This window comes from Micromonospora sp. NBC_01699 (assembly GCF_036250065.1).
Lineage (GTDB): Bacteria > Actinomycetota > Actinomycetes > Mycobacteriales > Micromonosporaceae > Micromonospora_G.
Genome location: NZ_CP109199.1, coordinates 3,557,828 through 3,581,539, shown reverse-complemented (window position 1 = coordinate 3,581,539; position 23,712 = coordinate 3,557,828). Strand labels below are relative to the sequence as shown.

Below are 23,712 nucleotides of genomic sequence, written 5' to 3'. Positions count from 1 at the left end.
GGTGGCAGGCAGGCTGCCACGGTGTCGCCCACCCGTCGTGTTCACCCCGACCGAGGGTCGGTGGAAGCATCCGCGGCGGGAGGTCATGAACGCGAGGTCGACGGCGGTGCGCCGACCACCGTACCGGTGGCCCCGGCCGCCTCGGACGAGCGCCGGGCCTTCCTGCTCGACCACTGACCCCCGGCGGGAGAGGGTTGCCCGGCGCGTCCACGACCGGGCAACCCACGGCGACGGTGAGCTACCGGGTGGCCATCGCGTCGACGAGACTCTGCGGACGCAGGTCGGTCCAGTGCGCCTCCACGTAGTCCAGGCACTCCTGCCGGGATCCGGGTCCCTGCACGGTGGTCCACCCGGCCGGTACGTCCACGAACGACGGCCAGAGGCTGTGCTGGTTCTCGGCGTTCACCAGCACCAGGTAGGTGCCGTCCGGGTCCTCGAAGGGGTTGGTCATCGGTTTCTCCTCGGGTTGGGATCGACGGACGCGACGAGCATCCGCAGCGTCCGGGTCCAGGCGTCGGTCAGAGCCCGGACCGCGTTCTCGGTCAGCACCGCTTCCGGCCACGTCCAGCTCGCGATCAGGTGCGGTCCATCGGCACGGTCCTCGATGTGCACGGTGACACCGAGACCGTACGCCTGTGGCATGTCCGGGTCGCAGGCGTGTGCCGAGGCGGCTGCCATCTCCGGTGCGAACGCCCAGTCCGTCGCCTCCGGCAGCCCGAACCGGCCCAGGTAGTTCACCTGGATGTCGGGCAGGCCGAGCGCGGCGAGCGTCGGTCCGGTACCCGGGTTCAGGTAACGCAGCAGGCCGTAACCGAGCCCGTTGTCGGGCAGCGCCCGCAACTGGTCCCGTACCCGCCGCACCGCGTCGGCCGGCGACGCGGGCCGGTCGGTGCCGTCCGGGCCGGTCGTCCGGGCCGGGCCGGGGTCCAGGCGTACGGGGTAGACGCTGGTGAACCAGCCGACGGTGCGGGACAGGTCGAGCCCACCGCGAGCCGGATCGCCCTCGACGGCCGCCTCCTCCCGCCCGTGTCCCTCAAGCGAGAACCTGACCACGGTGCCGGTGTCGCCGCCATCGGGTCGGGTCTCGTTGACGGCCAGGGCGAACCCGGTCATCAGCAGCTCGTTGACGGTCGCGTCGAGCGCGGCCGGCAGCCGGGTCAGCAGCGGCGACACCTCCGCCGGGCCGAGCGTGACCCGTAGCTCGCGGGTGGTCGCCGCGGTGTCGCGGACCGGGTCGACCGGGTCCGGCAGCGGCCCGGCGCCGGTCATCACCTCGACCCAGTACGCCAGTTCCGCCTCCCGGGACGGATCGACCGCCGCTTCGGCGAGCACCTCCGCCCACCGCGCGAACGGCGTTGTCGGCGGCACCGGTTCGTCGGCGGTGGCCGTCGGCTCGGCAGCGGCGGCCGGTTCGACCGCGACGGCCGACTCGACCACGACGGGCCCCTCGACCACGACGGGTTCCTCGACCACGGTGGTCGGCTCGGCGGCGGTCCAAGCGGCGGTGAGTTCCGGGACCAGGATGCGCCAGGAGACACCGTCGACCGCCAGGTGATGGACCATCAGCAGCAGCCGGCCCGGCCGCTGCCCCGCGTCGAACCAGACCGCCTGCACCAGCACGCCCCGATCCGGGTCGAGTCGTTCCCGGGCCAGCCGGGCCTGCTCGTCCACCACGGCCAGGAGCCCGTTGTCGTCCAGGGTCGCCGCGTCCACCCGCCGGACCAGCTGCCCGGCGTCGACCGTACCGGCCGCCGGGATCCGCAGCGACCAGGTGGCGCCGTCGGCCCCCTCCCGGTCGAGCCGGGCCCGCAGCAGGTCGTGCCGATCCAGCAGGACACCCAGCGCCCGGCCGAGCCGGTCGGTTCCGAGGCCGGCCGGCACCCGCAGCACCACCGACTGGTTGAACCCGGCGAGCGGACCGGTGAGTTCGCGCAGCCAGTGCATGACCGGGGTCAGCGGTACCACGGTCTCCACCGGGACCGCGACCTCGGCCAGCGCCGCGACGGTCCGGAGCCGGAACACGTCCCGGGGACGGACCGCCAGCCCGGCCTGCCGGGCCAGCACCACCAACTGGATCGAGGCGGCACTGTCCCCGCCGACGGCGAAGAAGTCGTCCTCGACCCCGAGTTCCGGCCGGCCCAGGGCCCGTACGGCCACCGCGAGCAGGGCCCGCTCCACCGGCGTACGGGGCGCCCGGCCGTGGGTGGCCGGGTACTCCGGCGCCGGCAGGGCGGCCCGGTCGAGTTTGCCGTTCGGCAGCACCGGCAGCCGGGGCAGCACCACGAACGCGGCCGGGGTCATGTACTCGGGCAGCAGCCCGGTGAGGTGCGCCCGCAGATCAGCCCGGTCGACCGACTCCCCCGGCACGGCCACCAGGTACGCGACCAGGTGCCGGCCACGGGCCCGGTCCTCGCGTACGACCACGGTCGCCCGGCCGATGGCGGGATGCCGGACCAGGGCCGCCTCCACCTCACCCGGCTCGACCCGGAACCCGCGGATCTTCACCTGGTCGTCGGCCCGCCCGACGAAGTCGAGCTGACCGTCCGGGGTCCACCTGGCCAGGTCACCGGTGCGGTACATCCGGCCGCCGGTCGGCCCGTACGGGTCGGCCACGAACCGCTCGGCGGTCAGTCCCGAGCGGCCCAGGTAGCCGCGGGCCAGCCCGGCGCCGGCCAGGTACAGCTCCCCGGTCACGCCGGGCGCCACCGGCCGCAGCGCGCCGTCGAGCACGTACGCCCGCATGTTGTGCACCGGACGGCCGACCACCGGCACGTCGCTGTCCCCGACCCGGCCGACCAGGGCGTCCACCGTGCACTCGGTCGGGCCGTACAGGTTGTAGGACTCGGTGTCGGGCAGGTCGCGCAGCGTCCGCCAGAGGTCCGGTGGCACCGCCTCCCCGCCGACGCCGACCACCGCGAGCCCGCACCGGCCGTCGGCGACCAGTCCGGCGTCGGCCATCGCGGCGAAGTGCGCCGGGGTCACCTCGATGAAGTCGAGGGCGGCATCCCGGATCCGCGCGGCGAGCCGGCCGGGGTCGCGCCGGGTCTCGTCGTCCACGACGTGCAGCGCGTGCCCGTCGAAGAGCCAGAGTTGCGGCTGCCAGGACGCGTCGAAGGAGAACGACCAGGCGTGCCCGACCCGCAGGTGGCGCCGGCCGGTGGCGGCGACCGCCGGCCGGTGCAGGGTGCTCCGGTGACTGTGGAACAGGTTCACCAGGTTGCGGTGGGTGACCACGACACCCTTGGGCCGCCCGGTGGAACCGGAGGTGTAGATGACGTACGCCGGGTGGTCCGGATGCAGTGGCGCGAGCCGGTCGGCGTCGTCCAGCCCGTGCGCCGGCTGGGCGGCGAGCAGGTCCACCGTGCCACCGGTGTCGAGCAACAGCTGCGGGCGGGCGGTCGACGGCAGCTCCGTCGCTAGCGCGGTGGTGGTCACCAGCAGGACCGGGTCGGCGTCGTCCAGCATCATGGTGACCCGGTCGGTGGGCAGGTCCGGGTCGATCGGCAGGTAGCCGGCGCCGGCCTGCTGGGTGGCGAGGATCGCCGTGATCATCTCGGCGCCTCGGGGCAGCGCCAGCGCGACCACCCGCTCCGGGCCGGCGCCCCGCGCCACCAGCAACCGGGCGAGCCGGTTGACCCGGTGGTCGAGTTCGGCGAACGTCCACCCGGCGGCGCCGGTGTCCGGTGCGACCAGCGCCACCGCGTCCGGTGACTCGGCCGCCTGGGCGGCGAAGATCGCCGGCATGGTGCCGGCCGGCACCGCCAGGTCGGTGTCGTTCCACTCGGTCAGCACCCGGTGCCGTACCGGGCCGGGCAGCAGGTCGATCGTGCCGACCGTACGGTCGGGGTCGTCGGCGAGGGCGGTGAGCACCCGGACGAAGGCGTCGGCGAACCGGCGTACCGGCTCGGGGTCGAACAGGTCGGGCCGGTACTCGGCGACCAGGGACAGCTGTTCACCGGGGGCGATCGCCCAGGTCAGCGGGTAGTGGGTGGCGTCGCGCCCGCCGGTCGGCCGGATGGTCAGCCCGTCACCGGACCCTTCCAGGACATCGGGTACGGCGGGGAAGTTCTCGAACACCACCAGGCTGTCGAACAGTTCACCGATGCCGGCCGACCGCTGGATCTCGGCCAGGCCCAGGTGCTCGTGTTCGACCAGCCGCGACTGGGCCGCCCAGACCCGGTCCAGCACGGTGCCGAGCCGGTCGGCCGGGGCGCAGTGCACCCGTACCGGCACGGTCGTGATGAACAGACCGATCATCGATTCCATGCCGGGCAAATCGGCCGGGCGACCGGACACGGTGGCGCCGAAGACGACGTCGTGCCGACCGGTGAGCTGGCCGAGCGCCACTCCCCAGGCGGCGTGCACCACCGCACCAAGGGTCAGGCCCCGGCTCCGGGCCAGCGCGGTCAGCGCCGTGGTCACCGGCTCCGGCAGCGTCACCTCGTGCAGCAGCGGTGCGATCGGCAGCCGGGTCGGTTCCGCCGCCGCCAGCAGGGTCGGCTCGGTCAGCCCGGCGAGTTCCGCCGTCCAGGCGGTACGCGCGGCGTCCCGGTCCTGGCCGGCGAGCCAGCCGAGATAGTCCCGGAACGGTACCGCCGGGGCGAGCCCGGTGGGGTCGGCGTCGGTGGCGTACAGGGCGGAGAGTTCCTCGACCAGCGGCGGTCCGGACCAGCCGTCCAGCAGCAGGTGCTGGTGGGTGAGCAGGAGCCGGTGCCGGTCGGGGCCGAGCCGGGCCAGCAGCAGCCGCAGCAGCGGCGGGTGGGCCGGGTCGAACCGGGCCGCCTGCTCGTCGAGCAGCCCCCGCCAGGTCTGGTCGGCGGCAACCGGGTCGATACCGGTCAGGTCCCGCTCGGTCCACGGGACCGGTGCGTTCGCCGGCACCAGCGCGACCGGGCGGCCGGAGGCCAGGTAGCGGAACCCGGCGCGCAGGTTCGGGTGCCGGTCCAGCAGCGCCGACACGGCGCGACGCAACCGGTCCGGGTCCACCGGGCCGTCGAGTTCGAACCAGGTCTGCACGGTGTAGACGTCCGGGCCGTCGGCGTCGAGCGAGGCGTGGAAGAGCAGGCCCGACTGCAACGGGGTGAGCGGCAGCAGTTCCACCGGGGCCGGGTCGAACGCGGCCACCTCGGCCCGCTCGGCCGGGTCCAGGTCGAGCAGCGCACCGGACGCCGGCACCGCGACGGCGGCCAGGTCGTGGGCGGCCCGGGCCAGACCGGCCGGCGTACGGGCCTGGAACACGGCCGCCGGGCGGATCGCGTACCCCTCCCGACGGGCCCGGCTGACCAACTGGATGGCGACGATGCTGTCCCCGCCGAGGGCGAAGAAGTCGTCGTCGGCGCCGACGCTCGGCAGGTGCAGCAGTTCGGCGACGAGCCGGCAGAACACCTCCTCGCGGGCGGTGGCCGGCGGCCGTCCTCCGGTGGTGCCGAAGTCCGGTGCCGGCAGGGCCCGTCGGTCGAGCTTGCCGTTGGCGGTCAGCGGCAACGGGCCGTCGAGCACCACCACCGCCGCCGGCACCATGTACTCCGGCAACCGGTCCGCCACGTACGCCCGGAGCGCGGCCGGGTCCGGGACGGTCCCGGCGGCCGCGTCCGGCACCGCGTACCCGACCAGGCGTACGACGCTGCCGGCCCGGTCGGCGACAACGGCGGCCTGGGTCAGGTCCGGGTGCCCGGCCAACGCCGCCTCGATCTCACCCAGCTCGATCCGGAAGCCCCGGATCTTCACCTGGTCGTCGACCCGGCCGAGGAAGTCGAGGTTGCCGTCGGCCCGCCAGCGGGCCCGGTCACCGGTGCGGTACATCCGCGCACCGGGCGAGCCGAACGGGGAGGCGACGAAGCGTTCGGCGGTCAGCGCGGTCCGACCCAGGTAACCGTGGGCCAGGCCACGGCCGGCGACGTACAGCTCGCCGACGACGCCGGGCGGTACCGGGCGCAGGTTCGCGTCCAGCACGTACGTCCGGGTGTTCGGGTCGGGGCGGCCGATCGGTACGGCCGCGTCCCAGTCCGGTCGCGCCGCCCAGAGCGTCGAGTTGACGGTCGCCTCGGTCAGGCCGTACGCGCCGAACACCCGCTGCCGGCGGGCCAGTCGCCGGATCAGGTCCGGCGGCACGGTTTCCGTACCGACCAGGACGGTGCCGCCGTCGGGCAGTTCGCAGCCGGCCGGCAGCGCCGACAGCAGCGACGGCGGCAGGATCATGTGGGTCACGCCGTGGGCGTGCAGGAAGTCGGTGAGTGGATGGTCGGCGACCCGCGCCTCGTCCGGGATCAGCACCAGCCGTCCGCCCACGCACAACGACATGACCAGGTCGAACACGGCCACGTCGAAGCCGACGGAGGCGAACTGCGAGACCCGGCTGTCGGCGGTGACGCCCATCCGGTCCACGGCGGTGGCGATCAGGCTGCCGATGCCCTCGTGGCTGACCACCACGCCCTTCGGTCGGCCGGTCGAGCCGGAGGTGTAGATGACGTACGCGGGGTGGTCCAGGCCCGGTGGGATCCGGGTCTGTCCGGGGTGGAGTGGCCCGTCGGCCAGTCCGGCCAGCTCGGCGACGGTTTCCGTAGTGTCCAGCCCGATCCGGTGCACACCGGGCGCGTCCGGGATCCGGTCGGACGCCTCGGCGGTGACCAGGACGAGCCGGGTGCCGCTGTCGGTGAGCAGGTAGTCGAGCCGGTCGGCCGGCAGGGTCAGCTCCAGCGGCAGGTACGCCGCGCCGAGCTTGAGCACACCCAGGATCGCGGCGACCATCTCCCGCGACCGGGGTACCGCCAACCCGACCACGTCCCCGGCCCGTACGCCGCGACCGGCGAGCAGCCGGGCGATCCGGTTCGACCGGGCGTCCAGTTGCGCGTACGTCAGCTCGCCGGCCGTGTCGACCACGGCGACCGCGTCCGGTCGCTGCGCCACCCGGGCGCCGAACAGCTCCGGCACGGTGCCCTCGTCGACCGGCCGGTCGGTGTCGTTGAACTCGTGCAGCACCCGCTGCCGTTCGGTGTCCACCAGCAGGTCGACCCGGCTCACCGGTGCGTCCGGATCGGCCGCGACCGCCTCGATCAACCGGCTCAGTCGCCGGCCCAGGGTCCGGACGGTGTCGGCGTCGAACAGGTCGGCCCGGTACTCCAGCAGCACCGTGATCGAGTCCTCGTCGGCCTGCTCGCCGAAGCCGAACACCAGGTCGAACCGGGCCGTGCCGGTCCCGTACGGCTCGGGGGTGACCGTGAGGTCGCCCAGCTCCAGCCGGTCGGCGGCCCGGTTGCGGTAGACCACCATCACCTGGAACAGCGGGTTGTCGGTGACCGACCGGTCCGGGTTCAGCGCCCGGACGACGGCCTCGAACGGCACATCCTGGTGCGAGAACGCGGCCAGGTCGGCGGCCCGGACCCGGCCCAGCAACTCGGTGAAGCTCGGGTCGCCGGCCACGTCGGTACGCAGCACCAGCGTGTTGACGAAGAAGCCGATCAGGTCGTCCAGCGCCTCGTCGGTACGGCCGGCGATCGGGGCGCCGAGCGGGATGTCGGTGCCCGCGCCGAGCCGGTGCAGCAGTGCCGCCACCGCCGCCTGCCCGACCATGAACATGCTGGCGCCACCGGCCTGGGCCAGCCGGCGCAGGGCGCGTACGGCAGCAGGGTCCAGTCCGACCGTCATCTCCCCGCCGGCCCGGCTCGGCTGCCCCGGTCGGGACACCCGGTCGGTCGGCAGCTCGATCCGTTGCGGCAGGTCGCGCAGGGTTTCCCGCCAGAAGTCGAGCTGGCGGGCGGCGAGACTGTCCGGGGTCTGCGGGTCGCCGAGCAGGTCCCGTTGCCAGAGGGTGTAGTCGGCGTACTGCACCGGCAGCGGGGTCCAGTCCGGGGCGACGCCGGCACACCGGGCCGCGTACGCGACCCCGAGGTCGCGCAGGAACGGCCCATCGGACCACTCGTCGGTGGTGATGTGGTGCAGCAGGAACACCACCACGTGCTCGTCCGGGGTGAGCCGGACGACGGTGACCCGCAACGGCAGCTCGGTGGCGAGGTCGAACGGGCGGGACGCGGCGGCCCGGACCACCTCGGCCAGATCGGCCCGGTCGACGGCCACCGTACGCAGCACCGGGTGGGCGTCGGCGGGGGCGACGACCCGCTGCGTCGGCAACCCGTCGTGTTCCCCGATCAGGGTGCGCAGGGCCTCGTGGCGGAGCATGACGTCCCGGACCGCTTCGCCGAGGGCGACCTCGTCCAGGGTCCCGTGCACCCGTGCCACCAGCGGGAAGTTGTACGCCGGGGAGGCCGGGTCGAGTTGCTGGATGACCCAGAGCCGCTGCTGCGCGTACGCGGCCGGCAGCGGGTCGGGCCGGTCCACCGGCACCAGCGCCGGCCGGAGCGCGACGGCGGTGTCCGGGGCGAGCCGGGCGGTCAGCTCGGCGACGGTGGGCGCCTCGAACAGGTCCCGGATGGACAGTTCGGCGCCGAGCACGCTGCGGGCCCGGCCGATCAGCCGGGTAGCGAGCAGGGAGTGCCCGCCGAGGTCGAAGAAGCTGTCCCGGACACCGACCACGGGCAGGCCCAGCACGTCGGCGAAGAGCTGGCAGAGCTGCTTCTCCTGCTCGGTGACCGGGGCCTGGTCGCCGCCGACCGAGCCGGTGGGTTCGGCGTCCGGCAGCGCCCGTACGTTCAGCTTGCCGTTGACCGTGAGCGGCAACGCGGACAGGGTGACCAGGGCGGCCGGCACCATGTAGTCGGGCAGCCGGAGCTTGAGGTGATCGCGCAGCCGGGTGGTGAGGGCGGCCACGCCCCGGGCCACCGCCGGCCGGTTGGCGCAGTCGGCCGGCGTCGCCGCCGCTCGCAGCGGCCGGCACAGGTCGACCGGCAGGGTGTCGTCGGCGAGCTGGTCCGGTGCCACGAACAGCACGTCGAGGCTGCCGTCGGAGACCGGTGACCAGGTGGTGAAGACCCGGTAACCGAGCCGCTCCCCCACCTCGTGCAGGTCCTCCGGCTCCACCGGGTTCACGGTCGCCGTACCGGCGGGGTCGGCCCGGTCCGGGTCGAGCGCCCGGGTCACGGCCAGTTCGTCGGCCAGCCGGGCATTGGGTACGCGTTCCACCCGCAACCGGTCCGGTCGCCGCCGCGCCAGGTGGTCCTCCAGTGTGGACAGGTCACCGAGTTCGGCGCCCCAGCGGACGGTGGGCACGTCCGCCAGGGACAGCGGGTCGGTGGACGATGTGTCCAGCCGGCGCAGTACGGCGTCGTACCGGTGTCGGGTCAGCTCGTTGTGCAGGTGGCCGCGCTTGGTCCGCACGGTGACCGCGACCGGGGTGGTCCCCGCCCACGCCGCCGGCAGGGTCGCGAACAGGTCCGGGTCGACCAGCAGTTCCTTCTCCAGCAGCACACCGCGCTCGACCGCGCGACGCAGCCGGTCGGGGTCGGTGCCCGCACCGGAGCGGGTCGCCTGCACGGCGGCGTGGAAGGTCCGGGCCAGCCGCAGGTTGCGTACGTCGCCGACGAACAGGCAACCGCCCGGTACCAGCAGGTCGACCGCCCCGGTCAGCACCTCGACCAGGTACTCGACGCTGGGGAAGTACTGCACCACCGAGTTGATCACGATGGTGTCGAAGTGGTCGCGCGGCAGCCCGTCGAGCACGTCTGCCGGCTGGTGGCGCAGCTCGACCCGGCCGGCGAGTTCCGGCAGCCCGGCGATGTCGGCCCGCAGTTTCTCGATCACCGGCCCGGCGAAGTCGGTGCCCCAGTACGACTCGCACTCCGGGGCGATCCGGGACAGCAGCAGCCCGGTGCCGACCCCGATCTCCAGCACCCGGCGGGGGCGCAGCTCCCGGATCCGGGCGACCGTCGCCTCCCGCCACTCGCGCATGTCCGCGAGCGGGATCGGCTGGCCGTCGTAGCTGCTGTCCCAGCCGGCGAAGTCCTCGTCGGCCACGGCGGTGCCGATGGCGGCGTACTCGTCGTGGTAGATCTGCTGCCACTCGGCCAGGTGCTCGCGCTCGTTGCCGGCGTCGACACCGGCGACCGGTACGACGTACCCGATCAGCCGCCGCCCGGTGCCGGACGCGCCGTCGCGGGCGATCACCGCCGCGCGGGCCACCTCCGGATGTTCGGCCAGCACCGACTCGATCTCGCCCAGTTCCACCCGGTAGCCCCGGATCTTGACCTGGTCGTCGGTCCGGCCGAGGAAGTCGAGGTTCCCGTCCGGGCGGCGGCGGGCCAGGTCACCGGTCCGGTAGAGCCGGTCGCCGGGGGCGCCGAACGGGTCGGCGACGAACCGCGACGCGGTCAGCCCCGGTGCGCCCAGGTAACCCCGGGCCAGCCCGGTACCGCCGATGTACAGCTCGCCGGGGCAGCCGTCGGGCACCGGCCGCAGCCACGGGTCGAGCAGGTACGCGCGGGTGTTCCAGATCTCCCGCCCGACGGTCGGGGTGGCACTGTCCTCGGTACCGCCGCCGAGCGTGTTGATGGTGTACTCGGTCGGGCCGTACAGGTTGTAGCCGAGGGTGCCCTCGGTGTCCCGCAGGCTGCTCCACACCTGCTCGGAGACGGCCTCGCCGCCGAGCAGGACGAGCACCGGCCGGTGCCGACCGGCCGCCGGGTCCTGCCGGAGCAGGCCCTCGGCGATCAGGTGGTCGGCGTACGTCGGGGTCACGTTGACCACGTCGATCCGGTGCCGGTCGCAGTACGCCACCAGCGCCTCCGCGTCGCGGCGCAGGTCCTCGTCGCAGACGTGCACCTCATGCCCCTCGACCAGCCAGAGCAGTTCCTCCCAGGACATGTCGAAGGCGAACGAGACGGTGTGCGCGATCCGCAGTCGACGGCCGCCGGCCGCCGCCACCGTCGGCCCGAAGATCGCCTCCTGGTGGTTGAGCTGCATGTTGGTCAGCCCCCGGTACGGGGTGACGACGCCCTTGGGCCGCCCGGTCGAGCCGGAGGTGTAGATGACGTACGCCGGGTGTTCGAGCCGGTCGGGGCGGGTGCGGGCGAACTCGGGGTGCTCGGCGTCGGTGATCTCCGTCGCCGGCAGCGCGTCGAGTTCGGCGGCGACCGCCGGATCGTCCAGCGGCACGAGGCCGGGGACCGGCAACCGGGTCGCCACACCGGTGGTGGTGAGCACGCAGACCGGGGACGCGTCGGCGACCATGTGCGCCAACCGCTCGGCCGGGTGGTCCAGCTCCAGCGGCAGGTAGGCCGCACCGGTGCGGAGGACCGCGAACAGCGCGGCCACCATGTCCGCCGACCGGGGCAGGGCCAACGCCACCACCCGTTCCGGGCCGGCACCCCGGGCCAGCAACAGCCGGGCCAGCCGGTTCACCCGGGCGTCGAGTTGCGCGTAGGTCAGCCGGGACGAGCCAAAGACCAGTGCGGTCTCGTCCGGCGTACGCCGGGCCTGCGCGCCGAGCAGGTCGGCGACCGTCTCGTTCGGCACCGGGCGCGCGGTCGCGCGGGCCGGTACGCCCACCGCCGCCCGTTGCGCCGCCGGGAGTACGTCCAGCCGGCCGACCGGCCGGTCCGGGTCACCGGCGAGCCGCTCCAGCACGGTGGTGAACCGGTCCAGCAGGCTCGCCGCCGTCGTCGCGGCGATCGCGTCGTCCCGGTACGCCAGCGTCGCCCGTACGGTCGCGCCGGGTGCGACCACCAGGGTCAGCGGGTAGTGGGTGGCGTCGACGCTGCCGACCTCGGTCAGCCCGTGCCGGTCCCGCAGGTCGGTGGCCTCGTCCCCGCCGCCGACCTGTTGCAGTGCGAAGAGGGTGTCGAAGAGCTGGGCGTGCCCGCTGCCGCGCTGCACCTCGCCCAGGCCCAGGTACTCGTGCGCCATCAGCGCCGTACGCGACGCCTGGATCCGGCGCAGCAGGTCACCGACCCGCTCGAACGGATCGAGGGTGACCCGTACCGGCACGGTGTTGAGGAACAGCCCGACCGCGTTGCCGACGTGCGGGATCTCGGCCGGCCGACCGGCGACGGTGGCACCGAACACCACGTCGGTACGCCCGACCGCGGTGGACAGCACCAGCGCCCAGGCGGCGTTGAGCAGCGTGTTGAGGGTGACGCCGTGCTTCCGCGCGGCCGCCCGGATCCTGGCCGTCGACGCCTGCGACAGCTCGGCCCGGCGCCGCTGCGGCAGGACCGGCCGGCGGGCCCGGTCCACCGGCGCGATCAGCGTCGGCTCGGCCAGGTCGGCGAACTCCGCCTGCCAGGCGGCCAGCGCCGCGTCCCGGTCCTGTTCGGTCAGCCAGACCAGGTAGTCCCGGTACGAGCCGGCCGGTGGCAGGTCGGTGTCGTCGCCGCCGGTGGCGTACAGGGCGAGGAGCTGGTCCAGCACGATCCGGGCCGACCAGCCGTCCCAGAGCAGCACGTGGTGGGTGATCACCAGCCGGTCGGTGCCGTCGTCGAGGCGGAGCAGGAGCAGCCGGAACAGCGGCGGCCGGGCCGGGTCGAACCGGCGGGTCCGGTCGTCGGCGAGCAGGGCCTCGATCCGGGCCGCCCGGTCCGGGCCGGACACCGTGGCGAGGTCGACCACGGTCAGCGGCGGCGGCGGGTCGGCGGTGATGAACTGCACCGGCGCGGTCAGCCCGTCACCGGTGAAACCGGCCCGCAGGCCCGGATTGCGGGCCAGCAGGGTCACGCAGGCGGCGCGCAGCCGGTCGGCGTCCATCCGGTACGCCACCTCGAACGCGACCTGCGCGGTGTAGACGTCGATCTCGCCCTGGTCGTAGCTGGCGTGGAAGTAGAGGCCCTCCTGCAACGGCGACAGCGGCCACACCTCGCCCACCGGCCACGGGCTGCGCGCCCGGACCAGGTCCAGTTCGGCCGGGTCGATCGTGGGCAGCGGCTGTGCGTCGACCGCACGCACGGGGGCGGTCAGCTCGGCGAGCGCGGTGAGCCAGTCGTCGGCGAGTTCGCGTACGTCGGACTCGTCCCAGGCGGCCGTCGCCCAGGTCCAGGTCGCGGTCGGAGCGTCCCCGTCCCGGACGGTGATCAGCAACGGGTGCGGGTGGGCGGTCGGCGTGCCCAGCCACCGTGCGTCGGGCAGGGCGCCCGCGTAGTCGACCAGCACCGGCGGGCTTGCCATCTGGGCGAGGATCGGGGCGGCCTGCGGGTTGAGGTGACGCAGCAGGTCGTACCCGGTTCCGTGGTCCGGGACGGTGGCACGGTGGCCGACCACGTCGGCCAGCGCCTCGGCGGGGTCGTCCGAGGCCGGCAGGCGTACCGGATGCACCCGGCCCAGCGGCCCGACCGTGCGGGACAGGTCGTCGCCGGCCGGGGTGCGGCCGGCGGTCACGACGTCGACCAGCAGGTCGGTGTCCGTGTCCCGACCGTGCCGTCGCTGGCGGCGGGTCACCGCGACCCGCAACGCGGCGAGCAGCAGGTCGACCGGACCGTCGACGGCAACCGAACCCGGATCGTCGGCCGAGATGTCGACGCCGACCGAACCCAGGCCGTCGGCCGGATTGTCGACGCCGACCGAATTCAGGACCAGCTCGATGGTGGACCGGGACGCCGGGTCCGCGCCGGGCGGCAGGGGCAGGGCGAGCGGGTCCGTTCCGGGCGCCAGGGTCTGCGCCCAGTGGGTCAGTTCGGCGAGCCGGGCCGGGTGCTGGGCCTGCTCGCCGAGGGAGCGGACATGGCCCCGCAGCGGGGTGGGCACCGGCGCCGTGTCCAAGGCACCGGCCCCTGCCAGCAGGGTGGACAGGTCGGCCAGCAGGATCGGCCAGGACGCCTCGTCCACGGCCAGCCGGTGCGCCGCCAGCAGCAGGTGACCCGAACCGTCCGGGCCGCCGTCGAACCAGACGGCGTCGACGACCGCACCGGCCTCCGGATCGAGCCGGGCGAGCGCCGCCCGCGTCCACTCGTCCGCGGTCGCCGGGTCGACCACCGTGTCCGCGACGGTCAGCGGCAGGTCGTCGCCGGTGGCCACGCCGGCCGGGGCGATGTGCAGGGTCCAGAGCAGCGCGCCGATCCGGGTCAGCCGCTGGCGCAGCCCGTCGTGCCGGTCCAGCAGCGCCGCGAGGGCGGCGCGGACCTGCGCGGTGGTCGTCCCGACCGGGGTACGGGCGAGCACCGCCGTACCGGCCCCGGTGACCGGTAGCCCGCTCTCCCGCAGCCGGTGCACGGCCGGGGTGGGCGGCACGTCGCCGTACCGGTCCGAGACCGGCTCCGGGGCGCCAGCCGGCTCCGGGGTCGCCGTGATCGGGCCGGGAACCGGCTCCGGGATCGCCGTCACCGGGGCGCCAGCCGGCTCCGGGGTCGCGTCCACCGGCTCCGGGCCGACCAGTTCCGCCAGGTTGGCCGGGGTGCGGTGGGTGAACACGTCACGCGGGCTGATCGTCAGCCGGTCGGCGTGCGCCCGGTTGGCGACCCCGATCGACGCGATGCTGTCCCCGCCGAGGACGAAGAAGTCGTCGTCCGGACCGACCTGCGCCACCCCGAGTACGGACGCGAAGATCTCGCAGAACAGCCGCTCCCGCCCGGTACGCGGCGCCCGGCCGGCGACCCGTACGGGTAACGGCTCCGGCAGCGCGTCGAGATCGAGCTTGCCGCTCGCCGTACGCGGCAGGGTGTCCAGCACCAGCAGCGCGGCCGGAACCAGCGGTGCGGGCAGCGTCTCGGCCAGCCCGGTCAGCAGCGCGTCCGGGTCGATGGTGGTGCCGGTCCGGGCAACCAGGTAGCCGAGCAGCCGAGCCGAACCGGTCGCCCCGGTCCGGGCGACCACCGCCGCGGCGGCCACCTCGGGTCGGGCGGTGAGCCGGGCCTCGATCTCGCCCAGTTCGACCCGGTGGCCCCGGATCTTCACCTGCCGGTCGGTCCGCCCCAGGTATTCGAGCGTCCCGTCGGCGGTGGACCGGACCAGGTCACCGGTGCGGTACATCCGCTGCCCCGCCGGCCCGTACGGGTCGGCGACGAACCGGTGCGCGGTCAGCACCGCCCGGCCGAGGTAGCCACGGGCGAGTTGCACCCCGGCGACGTACAGCTCGCCGGACACCCCCGGTGGCACCGGGCGCAACCCCTCGTCGAGTACGTAGAGCCGGGTGCCGGCGACCGCGCGTCCGATCGGGACGGTGGTGCCGGTCGCCGGGCCGGTCCGCCCGTCCGCGGCATCGGCACAGGTGACCTGGATCGTTGCCTCGGTCGGGCCGTACACGTTGTGCACCGGTACCCCGGTGAGTTCCCGCCAGCGGCGCGCGACGGTCTCGCCGAGCGCGTCGCCGCCGGCGAGCACCCGGCGCAGCGTGCCCACCGACCGCGCGTCGCCGCCGACCTCGACCGCGTCGGCGAAGGCGGCCAGCATCGAGGAGACGACAACCAGCGTGGTCACCGAGTGGCGGCGGACCGCCGAGGCCAGCCGGGCCGGGTCGCCGGTGGCGTCCGGGGCGGTGAGCACCACGGTCGCCCCGGCGGTCAGCGGCCAGAAGATCTCCAGCGCGGCCGGGTCGAAGCTCGCCGACAGGTGGTGCAGCACCCGGTCGTCGGCGGTGAGCCGGAACCGGTCCTGCACCCAGGCGAGTTGGGCGGCGATCGCCGAGTGCGGTACGAGCACACCCTTCGGCTGCCCGGTCGAGCCCGAGGTGTAGAGCAGGTAGGCGGGCTGTGCGGGGTGCGGCAGCGTCCGGAGGGCGTCGTCACCCGGTGGCGGCGCGTCCGTCCCCGGCACGACAAGGTCGAGACCGGTGGGCAGCAGCGGTGCGGCGGCAGCGGTGGTGACCACCGTGCGCACGCCGGAGTCGGCGAGCAGGTACGCCAGCCGGTCGGCCGGGTGGTCCACGTCCAGCGGCAGGTACGCGGCACCGGCCTTGAGCACCCCGAGCAGGGCCACGACCAGTTCCGCCGAGCGGGGTACGGCGACCGCGACGACCCGCTCCGGCCCGGCGCCCCGGGCGAGAAGTTCGGCGGCCAGTGCCGCAGCGCGGGCGTCGAGTTCGGCGTAGCTCAGCGTCTCGTCGTCGGAGACCAGCGCGGGCGCGTCCGGGGTCCGGGCGACCTGCGCCTCGATCGCGGCGAGCAGGGTGGTGGGGACGTCGTCGGCGTGGTCCGGGCCGGCGAGCCGGGCCAGCAGGTCCCGCCGCTCGGCGCCGGACAGCAGCTCGACCCGCCCCACCGGCCGGTACGGGTCGTCGACCACCTGTTCCAGCAGTCGGGTCAGCCAGCCCGCGATCCGGTGTACAGCGGTCCGGTCCAGCCGCGCGGCGTCGTGCTTGAACCGCAGTTCCAGCCGGTCGCCGGGGACGACGATCAGGGCGAGCGGGTAGTGCCCGGCGTCCCGGTAGTCGGTCCCGGTGACGGCGAGGGTGCCGGCGGGGTCCCGCAGGTCCGCCGGGTCCGGGTAGTTCTCCAGCACCACCAGGGTGTCGAACAGCTCGTCCAGGCCGGCGATCCGGTGCAGTTCGGCCAGGCCGAGGTGCTGGTGGTCGAGCAGGTCCGACTGTTCGCCGTGCAACCGGGCGAGCACGTCGACCAGCGGCTGTTCCGGGCGCCAACGGACCCGGATCGGCAGCGTGTTGATGAGCAGCCCGACCAGGTCGCCGATGCCGTCGAGGTCGGCCGCCCGCCCGCTGACGGTGGTGCCGAACAGCACGTCCCGGCGTCCGGTGAGGTGGCCGAGCAGGATGCCCCAGGCCCCCTGGAGCAGGACCCCGAGGGTGATGCCGTGCTCACGGGCCCGTGCGCTGAGGCCGGCGGTGGTCGGCTCGGGCAGCGCGATGCGTACCTCACCGGGGTTGGCCGGTCGGTCCGGTCCGGCCGCCGGCACCAGCCGGGTCGGCTCGTCCACCCCGGCCAGCACCTGCCGCCAGGCGGTCCGGGCGGCGTCCCGGTCCTGCCGGGCCAGCCAGGCGAGATGGTCCCGGTACGGGGTGAGCGCCGGCAGTGGCGGCACGGTGTCGGTGGGCCCGTACAGGGCGAGCAGGTCGCGCAGCAGCACCGGCACCGACCAGCCGTCGGCGACGATGTGCGGGAACTGGAGCACCAGCCAGTGCCGGTTGTCGTCGCGGCGCAGCAGCAGCGCCCGCAGCAGCGGCGGCCGGGCCAGGTCGAACGGGCGGGCGCGCTCGCTGTCGGTCTCGGCGGCGAGCCGGTCGCGCTGTCCGGGCTCGTCCAGCCCAGACAGGTCGACGGTCCGCCAGGGCAGTTCGACGCCGGTGACGACGGCCTGGATCAGCCGGCCGTCGCCGGCGAGCCGGAACCCGGCCCGCAGCGGCGCGTGCCGGTTCAGTACCCGCTGCCCGGCGCGGCGCAGCGCGGCCGGGTCGAGCGGGCCGTCGAGGTCGACGATGAGCTGCACCAGGTACGCGTCGGTGCCGGTGCCGTCGGCGAGGGCGTGGAAGTAGAAGCCCTCCTGCATCGGGGTGACCGGCAGCGCCTCGACCAGTCCGGGCAGGTCGGCGGCGAGTTGCGCGGTGGCGTCCGGGTCGAGCACCGGGGCCAGCGGTTCGGCGACCGCCGCGCTGACCGGCACCGCGACCGGGGCGAGTTCGGCGACCGTACGGCTGACGAACACCTGCCGCAGGGTGATCGCCAGACCGGCCTGGCGGGCCCGGATGACCAGTTGGATGGCGACGATGCTGTCCCCGCCGAGGGCGAAGAAGTCGTCGTCGATGCCGACCGTGGGCAGGTCGAGCACCTCGGCGTAGAGGGTGCAGAGCAGTTCCTCGCGGGCGCTGCGCGGCCGTACGCCGGTGCTGAGCGCGCCCCGGTCGGGCACGGGCAGCGCGGCCCGGTCGAGTTTGCCGCTGCCGGTGACCGGCAGCCGGTGCAGCGCCACGATGGCGGCCGGCACCATGTACTCGGGCAGCCAGGTCCGGGCCTGTTCGCGTAGCCGGCGCAGCAGGGTGGGCAGGTCACGGAAGCGGGCCGGGCGGTTGCCGTACTCGGGGCGACGGGATCCGGTCGACACCGGCCGGTAGGCGTCGGTGGTGGCGGGGCCGGTGCTGAACAGCACGTCCAGGCTGCCGTCGGTGGCGTCGGCGGTCCAGGTGACGGCGACCGTGTAGCCGAGTCGGGCGCCCAGCCGGTGCAGGGCCTCCGGGTCCACCGCGTCGGCCGGCGGCTCCGGCTCGCCGGCCAGGGTGCGGGCGGCGGCGAGGTCCACGGTCAGTCGCGCGTTCGGCACGGCGGTGACCCGCAGCGCCGACGGGCGCCCGCCGTCGAACAGGTCCGCGAGCGCGTCGAGGTCCGCGACCGCACTCCCCCACCGGTACGTCCGCGGCTCGTCCCCGTCGGCCGTGCCGTTGACCGGGTCGCCGGCCGTGCGTGCGGTGACCGGGTCGCCGGCCCGGCGGTGGAGCACCACGTCGTACCGGTAGCGGGTCAGTTCGTTGTGGTCCTCGCCCCGCTTCACCCACAGGTCGGTTCCGTCGACCTCGGGCAGCTCGCGGGCGAGGGCGGGGAAGAACTCCGGGTCGAGCAGGAGTTCGCCCTCCCAGGCCAGGTCCTGCTCGACCGCGATCCGGACTGGGTCGAGTCCGGTCGAATCGAGTCCGGTCCCGTCGACTCGGCGGCCGACCTGGATCGCCGCCCGGAAGCAGGGCAGCAGGCGCAGGTTGCGGACGTCGCCGACGAAGACCCGGCCGCCGGGTACGAGCAGGTCGACCGCGCGACGCAGGACGTCGGCGAGGTAGTCGGCGTCGGGGAAGTACTGGGCCACCGAGTTGACGATCACGGTGTCGAAGTAGCCGGTCGGCAGGCCGTCGAAGCGGTGTGCCGGTTGGGCCCGCAGGGTGACCCGGGCGGCGAGGTCGGTGTCGCGGTCGACGTGCCGGCGCAGCGAGTCGATTGCCTGCTCGGACAGGTCGGTGCCCCAGTAGTCGGCGGCGCCGGGCGCGAGTCCGGACAGCAGCAGGCCGCTGCCGACGCCGATCTCCAGGATCCGTTCCGGGCGCAGTGCGGCGATCCGGGCGACGGTGGCGTCGCGCCAGGCCCGCATCTGCGGCAGCGGGATGGGTTGGCCGTCGTAGCTGCTGTTCCAGCCGGTGAAGTTCTCCGCCGCCGGTTCGGTCGTACCGGCGGTGTAGAGCAGTTCGTGCAGGTCCTTCCACTGGGCGACCTGGTGTTCACCGCTGTCGGCGGCGGGCCGCTCCCTGGTGGCCGGCACCACGTACGCGACCAGGCGGCGCTCGCCCGGCTGGTCCTCGCGGACCGTGGCGACCACCTGCGCCACGTCCGGATCGCGGGCCAGCGCCGCTTCGACCTCGCCGAGCTCGATCCGGTAACCACGGATCTTCACCTGGTCGTCGGCGCGGCCGACGAAGTCGAGCTGGCCGTCGGCACGCCACCGGACCAGGTCACCGGTCCGGTAGAGCCGCTGTCCCGGCTCGCCGTACGGGTCGGCGACGAACCGTTGGGCGGTCAGCGCCGGCCGGCCGAGGTAACCACGGGCCAGCCCACCGCCGCCGAGGTACAGCTCGCCGATCACCCCGACCGGCACCGGTCGCAGGGCGGCGTCGAGTACGTACGCGCGGGTGCCGGGGTCGGGTCGGCCGATCGGCACCGAGGAACCGGGGCGAGTGGTCGGGGTGCAGCGGCCCAGGGTGGAGTTGACGGTCGCCTCGGTCGGCCCGTACGCGTTGAACATCCGCTGCCGTCCGGCGTACCGGGCGACGAGTTCGGCGGAGACGCGTTCGGTGCCGGCGAGCAGGGTCGCGTCGGCCGGCAGCTCGACCTGCGGTGGCAGGGCGGCCAGCAGGGCCGGCGGCAGGATCATGAAGGTGACGCCGTGTTCGTGGGCGTAGTCGGCGAGGTCGGCGGTGGGCAGCCGCCGTTCGGTGGGCACCACCACCAGCCGGCCGCCGGAGAGCAGGGCCAGGCACAGGTCCCAGAACGCCACGTCGAAGCTCGGCGACGCGAACTGGAGAATCCGGCTGTGCGGGCCGACGCCGAACCGTTCGGTCTGGGTGGCGAGCAGTTTGGCCACGCCGGTGTGGGAGAGCACGACGCCCTTGGGGCGCCCGGTGGAGCCGGAGGTGTAGATGACGTACGCGGTGTTGCGCACGTCGAGCGGGGCGGTCCGGTCGGCGTCGGTCGGGTCGGTGTCGGGGCCGGCGGCGATCTGCCGGGCCAGGTCGGGCTGGTCGAGCAGCAGCCGGGCCGTGCCCGGGTGTTCGGGTACGTCGCCGGCCAGCTCGGCCGTGGTCAGCAGGCAGATCGGCGCGGCGTCGGCGAGCATGTAGCCGATCCGCTCGGCCGGGTAGTCGACGTCGAGTGGCAGGTAGGCCCCGCCGGCCTTGAGCACGGCGAGTTCGGCCACGAACAGGTCGACCGAGCGGGGCAGCGCCAGCGCGACCAGCCGTTCCGGTCCGACACCGGCGGCGATCAGCCGGTGCGCGAGCCGGTTGGCCCGGACGTTGAGTTCCGCGTAGGTCAGTTCGGTTCGCTCCAGCACCAGCGCCACCGCGTCCGGGGTACGCCGGACCCACGCCTCGAACAGCTCCGGCAGCGGTAGGGACGCCCCGGTGATGGCGGTGTCGTTCCAGCGCCGCACCATCAGCTCGTGTTCGACCGGTACGAGCAGGTCGAGTTGCCCGAGCGGCTGGTCCGGCCGGCGCAGTCCGTCGGTGAGCAGCACCTCCAGGTGGCCGAGCAGCCGGTCGGCTCCGGCCCCGGTCAGCGCCCCGAGCCGGTGGCGCAGTTCCACCGCGAGTGTGTCCGCCGTCGCGGTGAGTCCGAGCCACAGGTCGAGCCGGGGGTCGGGGGTGCCGGCGTACCCGATGTTGCTCAACGGGCCGGGCCGCTCCGGGTCCAGGTGCGCGGTGATCTCCGCCAGCGGCAGCGCGTACGCCGCCGTCTCGGCCCGTGCGGCCACGACCCGTCCGACCAGGTCGCCGAGACCGGCGGGACCGGCGAGGTCGAGGCGCAGCGGCAGGTCCCCGGCGATCAGCACCGGGTCGGTGCCGTTGCCGTACCGGGCGAGCAGGGCCAGGAACCCGGCGAGTACGACGTCGTCCGGGGTCGCGCCGACCCGTCGGGCGTGTTCGGCCACCAGCGCGGCCAGGGTGTCCGGCAGTACCCGACGGGCGCCCTCGACCAGGTCCGGGTCGACGTCCCCGGTGAGTTCCCGGTCCGGCCCGTCGGACGGTAGCGCGATCTCCGGAGCGGCCGGGCTCAGCCGGTCGCGCCAATACCGGAGCGCGTCGTCCACGGTGGTCAGTTCGCTGGCGGACAAGAAGACTCACACCTCTTCGACAGGGTTGCGCGGGAGGGCGCGGGACGGCGCGGCCGGTCCCGCGTCGGGCAGGCAGGGGGTGGCCCGGCACCGACCGGCCGGGCGGACCGGCCGGGTGGCACCGACGGCGGTCAGCCCCGCAGGGCAGCGGCCGGGTACGCCGGCACCGGGCTGGGCGTGTCGCGGTGGGCCACGATCGACTCCAGGATCTCGGCGGCGCGTACGGCGCCGTTGGACAGCAGCGAGGAGCTGATCCCGTGGCTGTGTTCGGTGCCGCCCTGGAGGTAGACGCCGCAGCGCAGCTCGTCGCCGGTGGACACCCGGTAGTCCCGGTCCAGTCGCAGCCGGCCGAGTTCGTCGCGGTGGCAGTAGCGGTTCAGTTCACCGAGCATGCTGGCCGGGTCGACCGGGTCGTAACCGGTGGCGCAGACCAGCACGTCCGCGTCGAGTACGGCAGGCTGCCCGGTGATCAGGGTCTCGATGGTGACCTGTACGCCGTCGGGGTCCGACACGGCGGCGCGCAGTCGGGAGGTGTTGAGCAGCCGCAGCCGGGACTGGCCGAGCACCTGTTCGCGGTAGCTGCGCCGGTACAGCTCGGCGATCAGGTCGCCGTCCACCACCGAGTAGTTGGTGTTGCCGTGGTAGTCCATGAGCTGGGTCTTGACCTCGGCGGGCGCGTCGAAGTAGTCGTCCACGGCACCGGGGTCGAAGATCCGGTTGGCGAACGAGCTGTCGTCGGCCGGGCTGTAGCCGTACCGGGAGAAGACGGCGCAGACCTCGGCGTCGGGGAACCGCTCGTGCAGGTGCGCGGTGATCTCGGCGGCGCTCTGTCCGGCGCCGACGACGACGAACCGGGACGGTGCCGCGCCGGTCTGCCGGTCGAGGTTGAACAGCAGGTCGCGGCTGTGCCAGATCCGGTCGTCGGCGATCACACCGGCCGGTAGCCGGGGTTGCAGACCGGTGGCGAGCACGAGGTTGCGGGCGCGGTGCACGGTGGTGCCCTCGCCGGTGTCGACCAGCACGTCGACCAGCTCGATGCCGTCGTCGGTGGTCACCGGGCGTACGCCGATCACCTCGTGGCCGTACCGGACCAGGTCGTCCACCTGGGCGGCGGCCCATTCGAGGTAGTCGTGGTACTCGATCCGCAGTGGGTAGAGCGTCTTGTGGTTGATGAAGTCGACCAGCCGGTCCTTGGCGTGCAGGTAGGCCAGGAAGCTGAACCGGCTGGTGGGGTTGCGCAGGGTGACCAGGTCCTTGAGGAACGAGACCTGCATGGTGGCGTCGTCCAGGAGCATGCCCCGGTGCCAGCCGAAGCTCTGTTGTCGTTCGAGGAAGATCGCGCTCAGCGGCGGTGTCGACTCGCCCGGTGCGGTTGCGCCGGCCTGTTCGGTCAGGGCGATGGCCAGGGCCAGGTTGGACGGCCCGAACCCCACTCCGACGATGTCGTAAACAGGCACCTCGTCATGCGGCGGTACGTGCGCCATGGACCACACCCCTAGATCGTCGATTTAGGGTAGGCTACCCTTGCTTCAAATCGCGGTCAATGAGTCGACGGCAACACCGTACCCGCTAGCTAGGTAAGCCTTGCCTGACTAGTATCCCCCAAACGCCAGGAGGCCTCCACATGCGAGTGATCATGTTCGGTTACCAGACCTGGGGTCATCGGACCCTGCGGGCGCTACTGGACTCGGAACATGAGGTCGTCATGGTGGTGACGCATCCCAAGAGCGACCACGCGTACGAGCAGATGTGGGACGACTCGGTGGCGGACCTGGCCCGCGAACACGACGTACCGGTGCTGTTGCGCCAGCGCCCCGACGACGAACTGGCCGACCAGGTCAAGCAGGCCGACCCGGACGTGATCGTGGCCACCAACTGGCGCACCTGGCTGCCGCCGGCGATCTTCAACATCCCCCGGCACGGCACCCTCAACGTGCACGACTCACTGCTGCCCAAGTACGCCGGATTCTCCCCGCTGATCTGGGCGCTGATCAACGGCGAACCGGAGGTCGGGGTCACCGCCCACCTGATGGACGACGCCCTCGACGGCGGCGACATCGTGCTCCAGCGCGCGGTGCCGGTGGGGCCGACCGACACCACCGCCGACCTGTTCCACCGCACCCTGGCGCTGTTCGGGCCGATCACACTGGACGGTCTGGCGCTGATCGAATCCGGTCGTACTGACTGGACCAAGCAGGACCCAAGCCAGGGCAGCTTCTTCCACAAGCGATCGATCCAGGACAGCCTGATCGACTGGACCTGGCCGGCGGAGGACCTGGAGCGGCTGGTCCGGGCGCTGGCCGACCCGTACCCGAACGCGTTCACCCACCACCGGGGCGAGCGGATCCGGGTGATCGAGGCCGGCGTGTCGCGCGGCTACTACGGCGGCACCCCCGGTCGGGTCTTCATCAGGGAGGACGACGGCATCGTCATCGTCGCCGGCACGCAGGCCCGGCACGGCCGCAGCCACGGCCTGGTGATCAAGCGCGTACGCACCGACGACGGCACCGAGTACCCGGCCACCGAGTACTTCCACACGATGGGCGGCTACCTCACCAACCAGCCCTGACCCGCGTACGGGTG

General features: G+C 73.9%; 4 protein-coding genes. 1 reads left to right on the top strand and 3 read right to left on the bottom strand.

Annotation, left to right across the window (positions count from 1 at the left end; all coding sequences use genetic code 11):
* Positions 1–238: 238 nt before the first annotated feature.
* The 3 genes from OG792_RS15545 to OG792_RS15535 form a co-directional block, all read right to left on the bottom strand.
* Complete coding sequence (locus tag OG792_RS15545; RefSeq protein ID WP_329110344.1) at positions 239–451, bottom strand: MbtH family protein; 213 nt, start codon at positions 449–451, stop codon at positions 239–241.
* Entirely contained in the window at positions 448–21,129 is a 20,682-nt protein-coding gene (locus OG792_RS15540; protein ID WP_329110343.1) for a non-ribosomal peptide synthetase, read from the bottom strand. Before OG792_RS15540 ends, OG792_RS15545 begins: the two co-directional genes overlap by 4 nt.
* A 131-nt stretch (positions 21,130–21,260) precedes the next feature.
* On the bottom strand, positions 21,261–22,613 hold the full coding sequence (locus OG792_RS15535) for a lysine N(6)-hydroxylase/L-ornithine N(5)-oxygenase family protein (protein ID WP_329110342.1): 1,353 nt from the start codon (positions 22,611–22,613) through the stop codon (positions 21,261–21,263).
* 140 nt (positions 22,614–22,753) lie between these two features.
* Here OG792_RS15535 and OG792_RS15530 point away from each other — a divergent pair, with 140 nt between their 5' ends.
* The gene (locus OG792_RS15530) at positions 22,754–23,698 is read left to right on the top strand and encodes a methionyl-tRNA formyltransferase (protein ID WP_329110341.1); all 945 of its coding nucleotides are present in this window, start codon (positions 22,754–22,756) and stop codon (positions 23,696–23,698) included.
* Positions 23,699–23,712 lie beyond the last annotated feature (14 nt).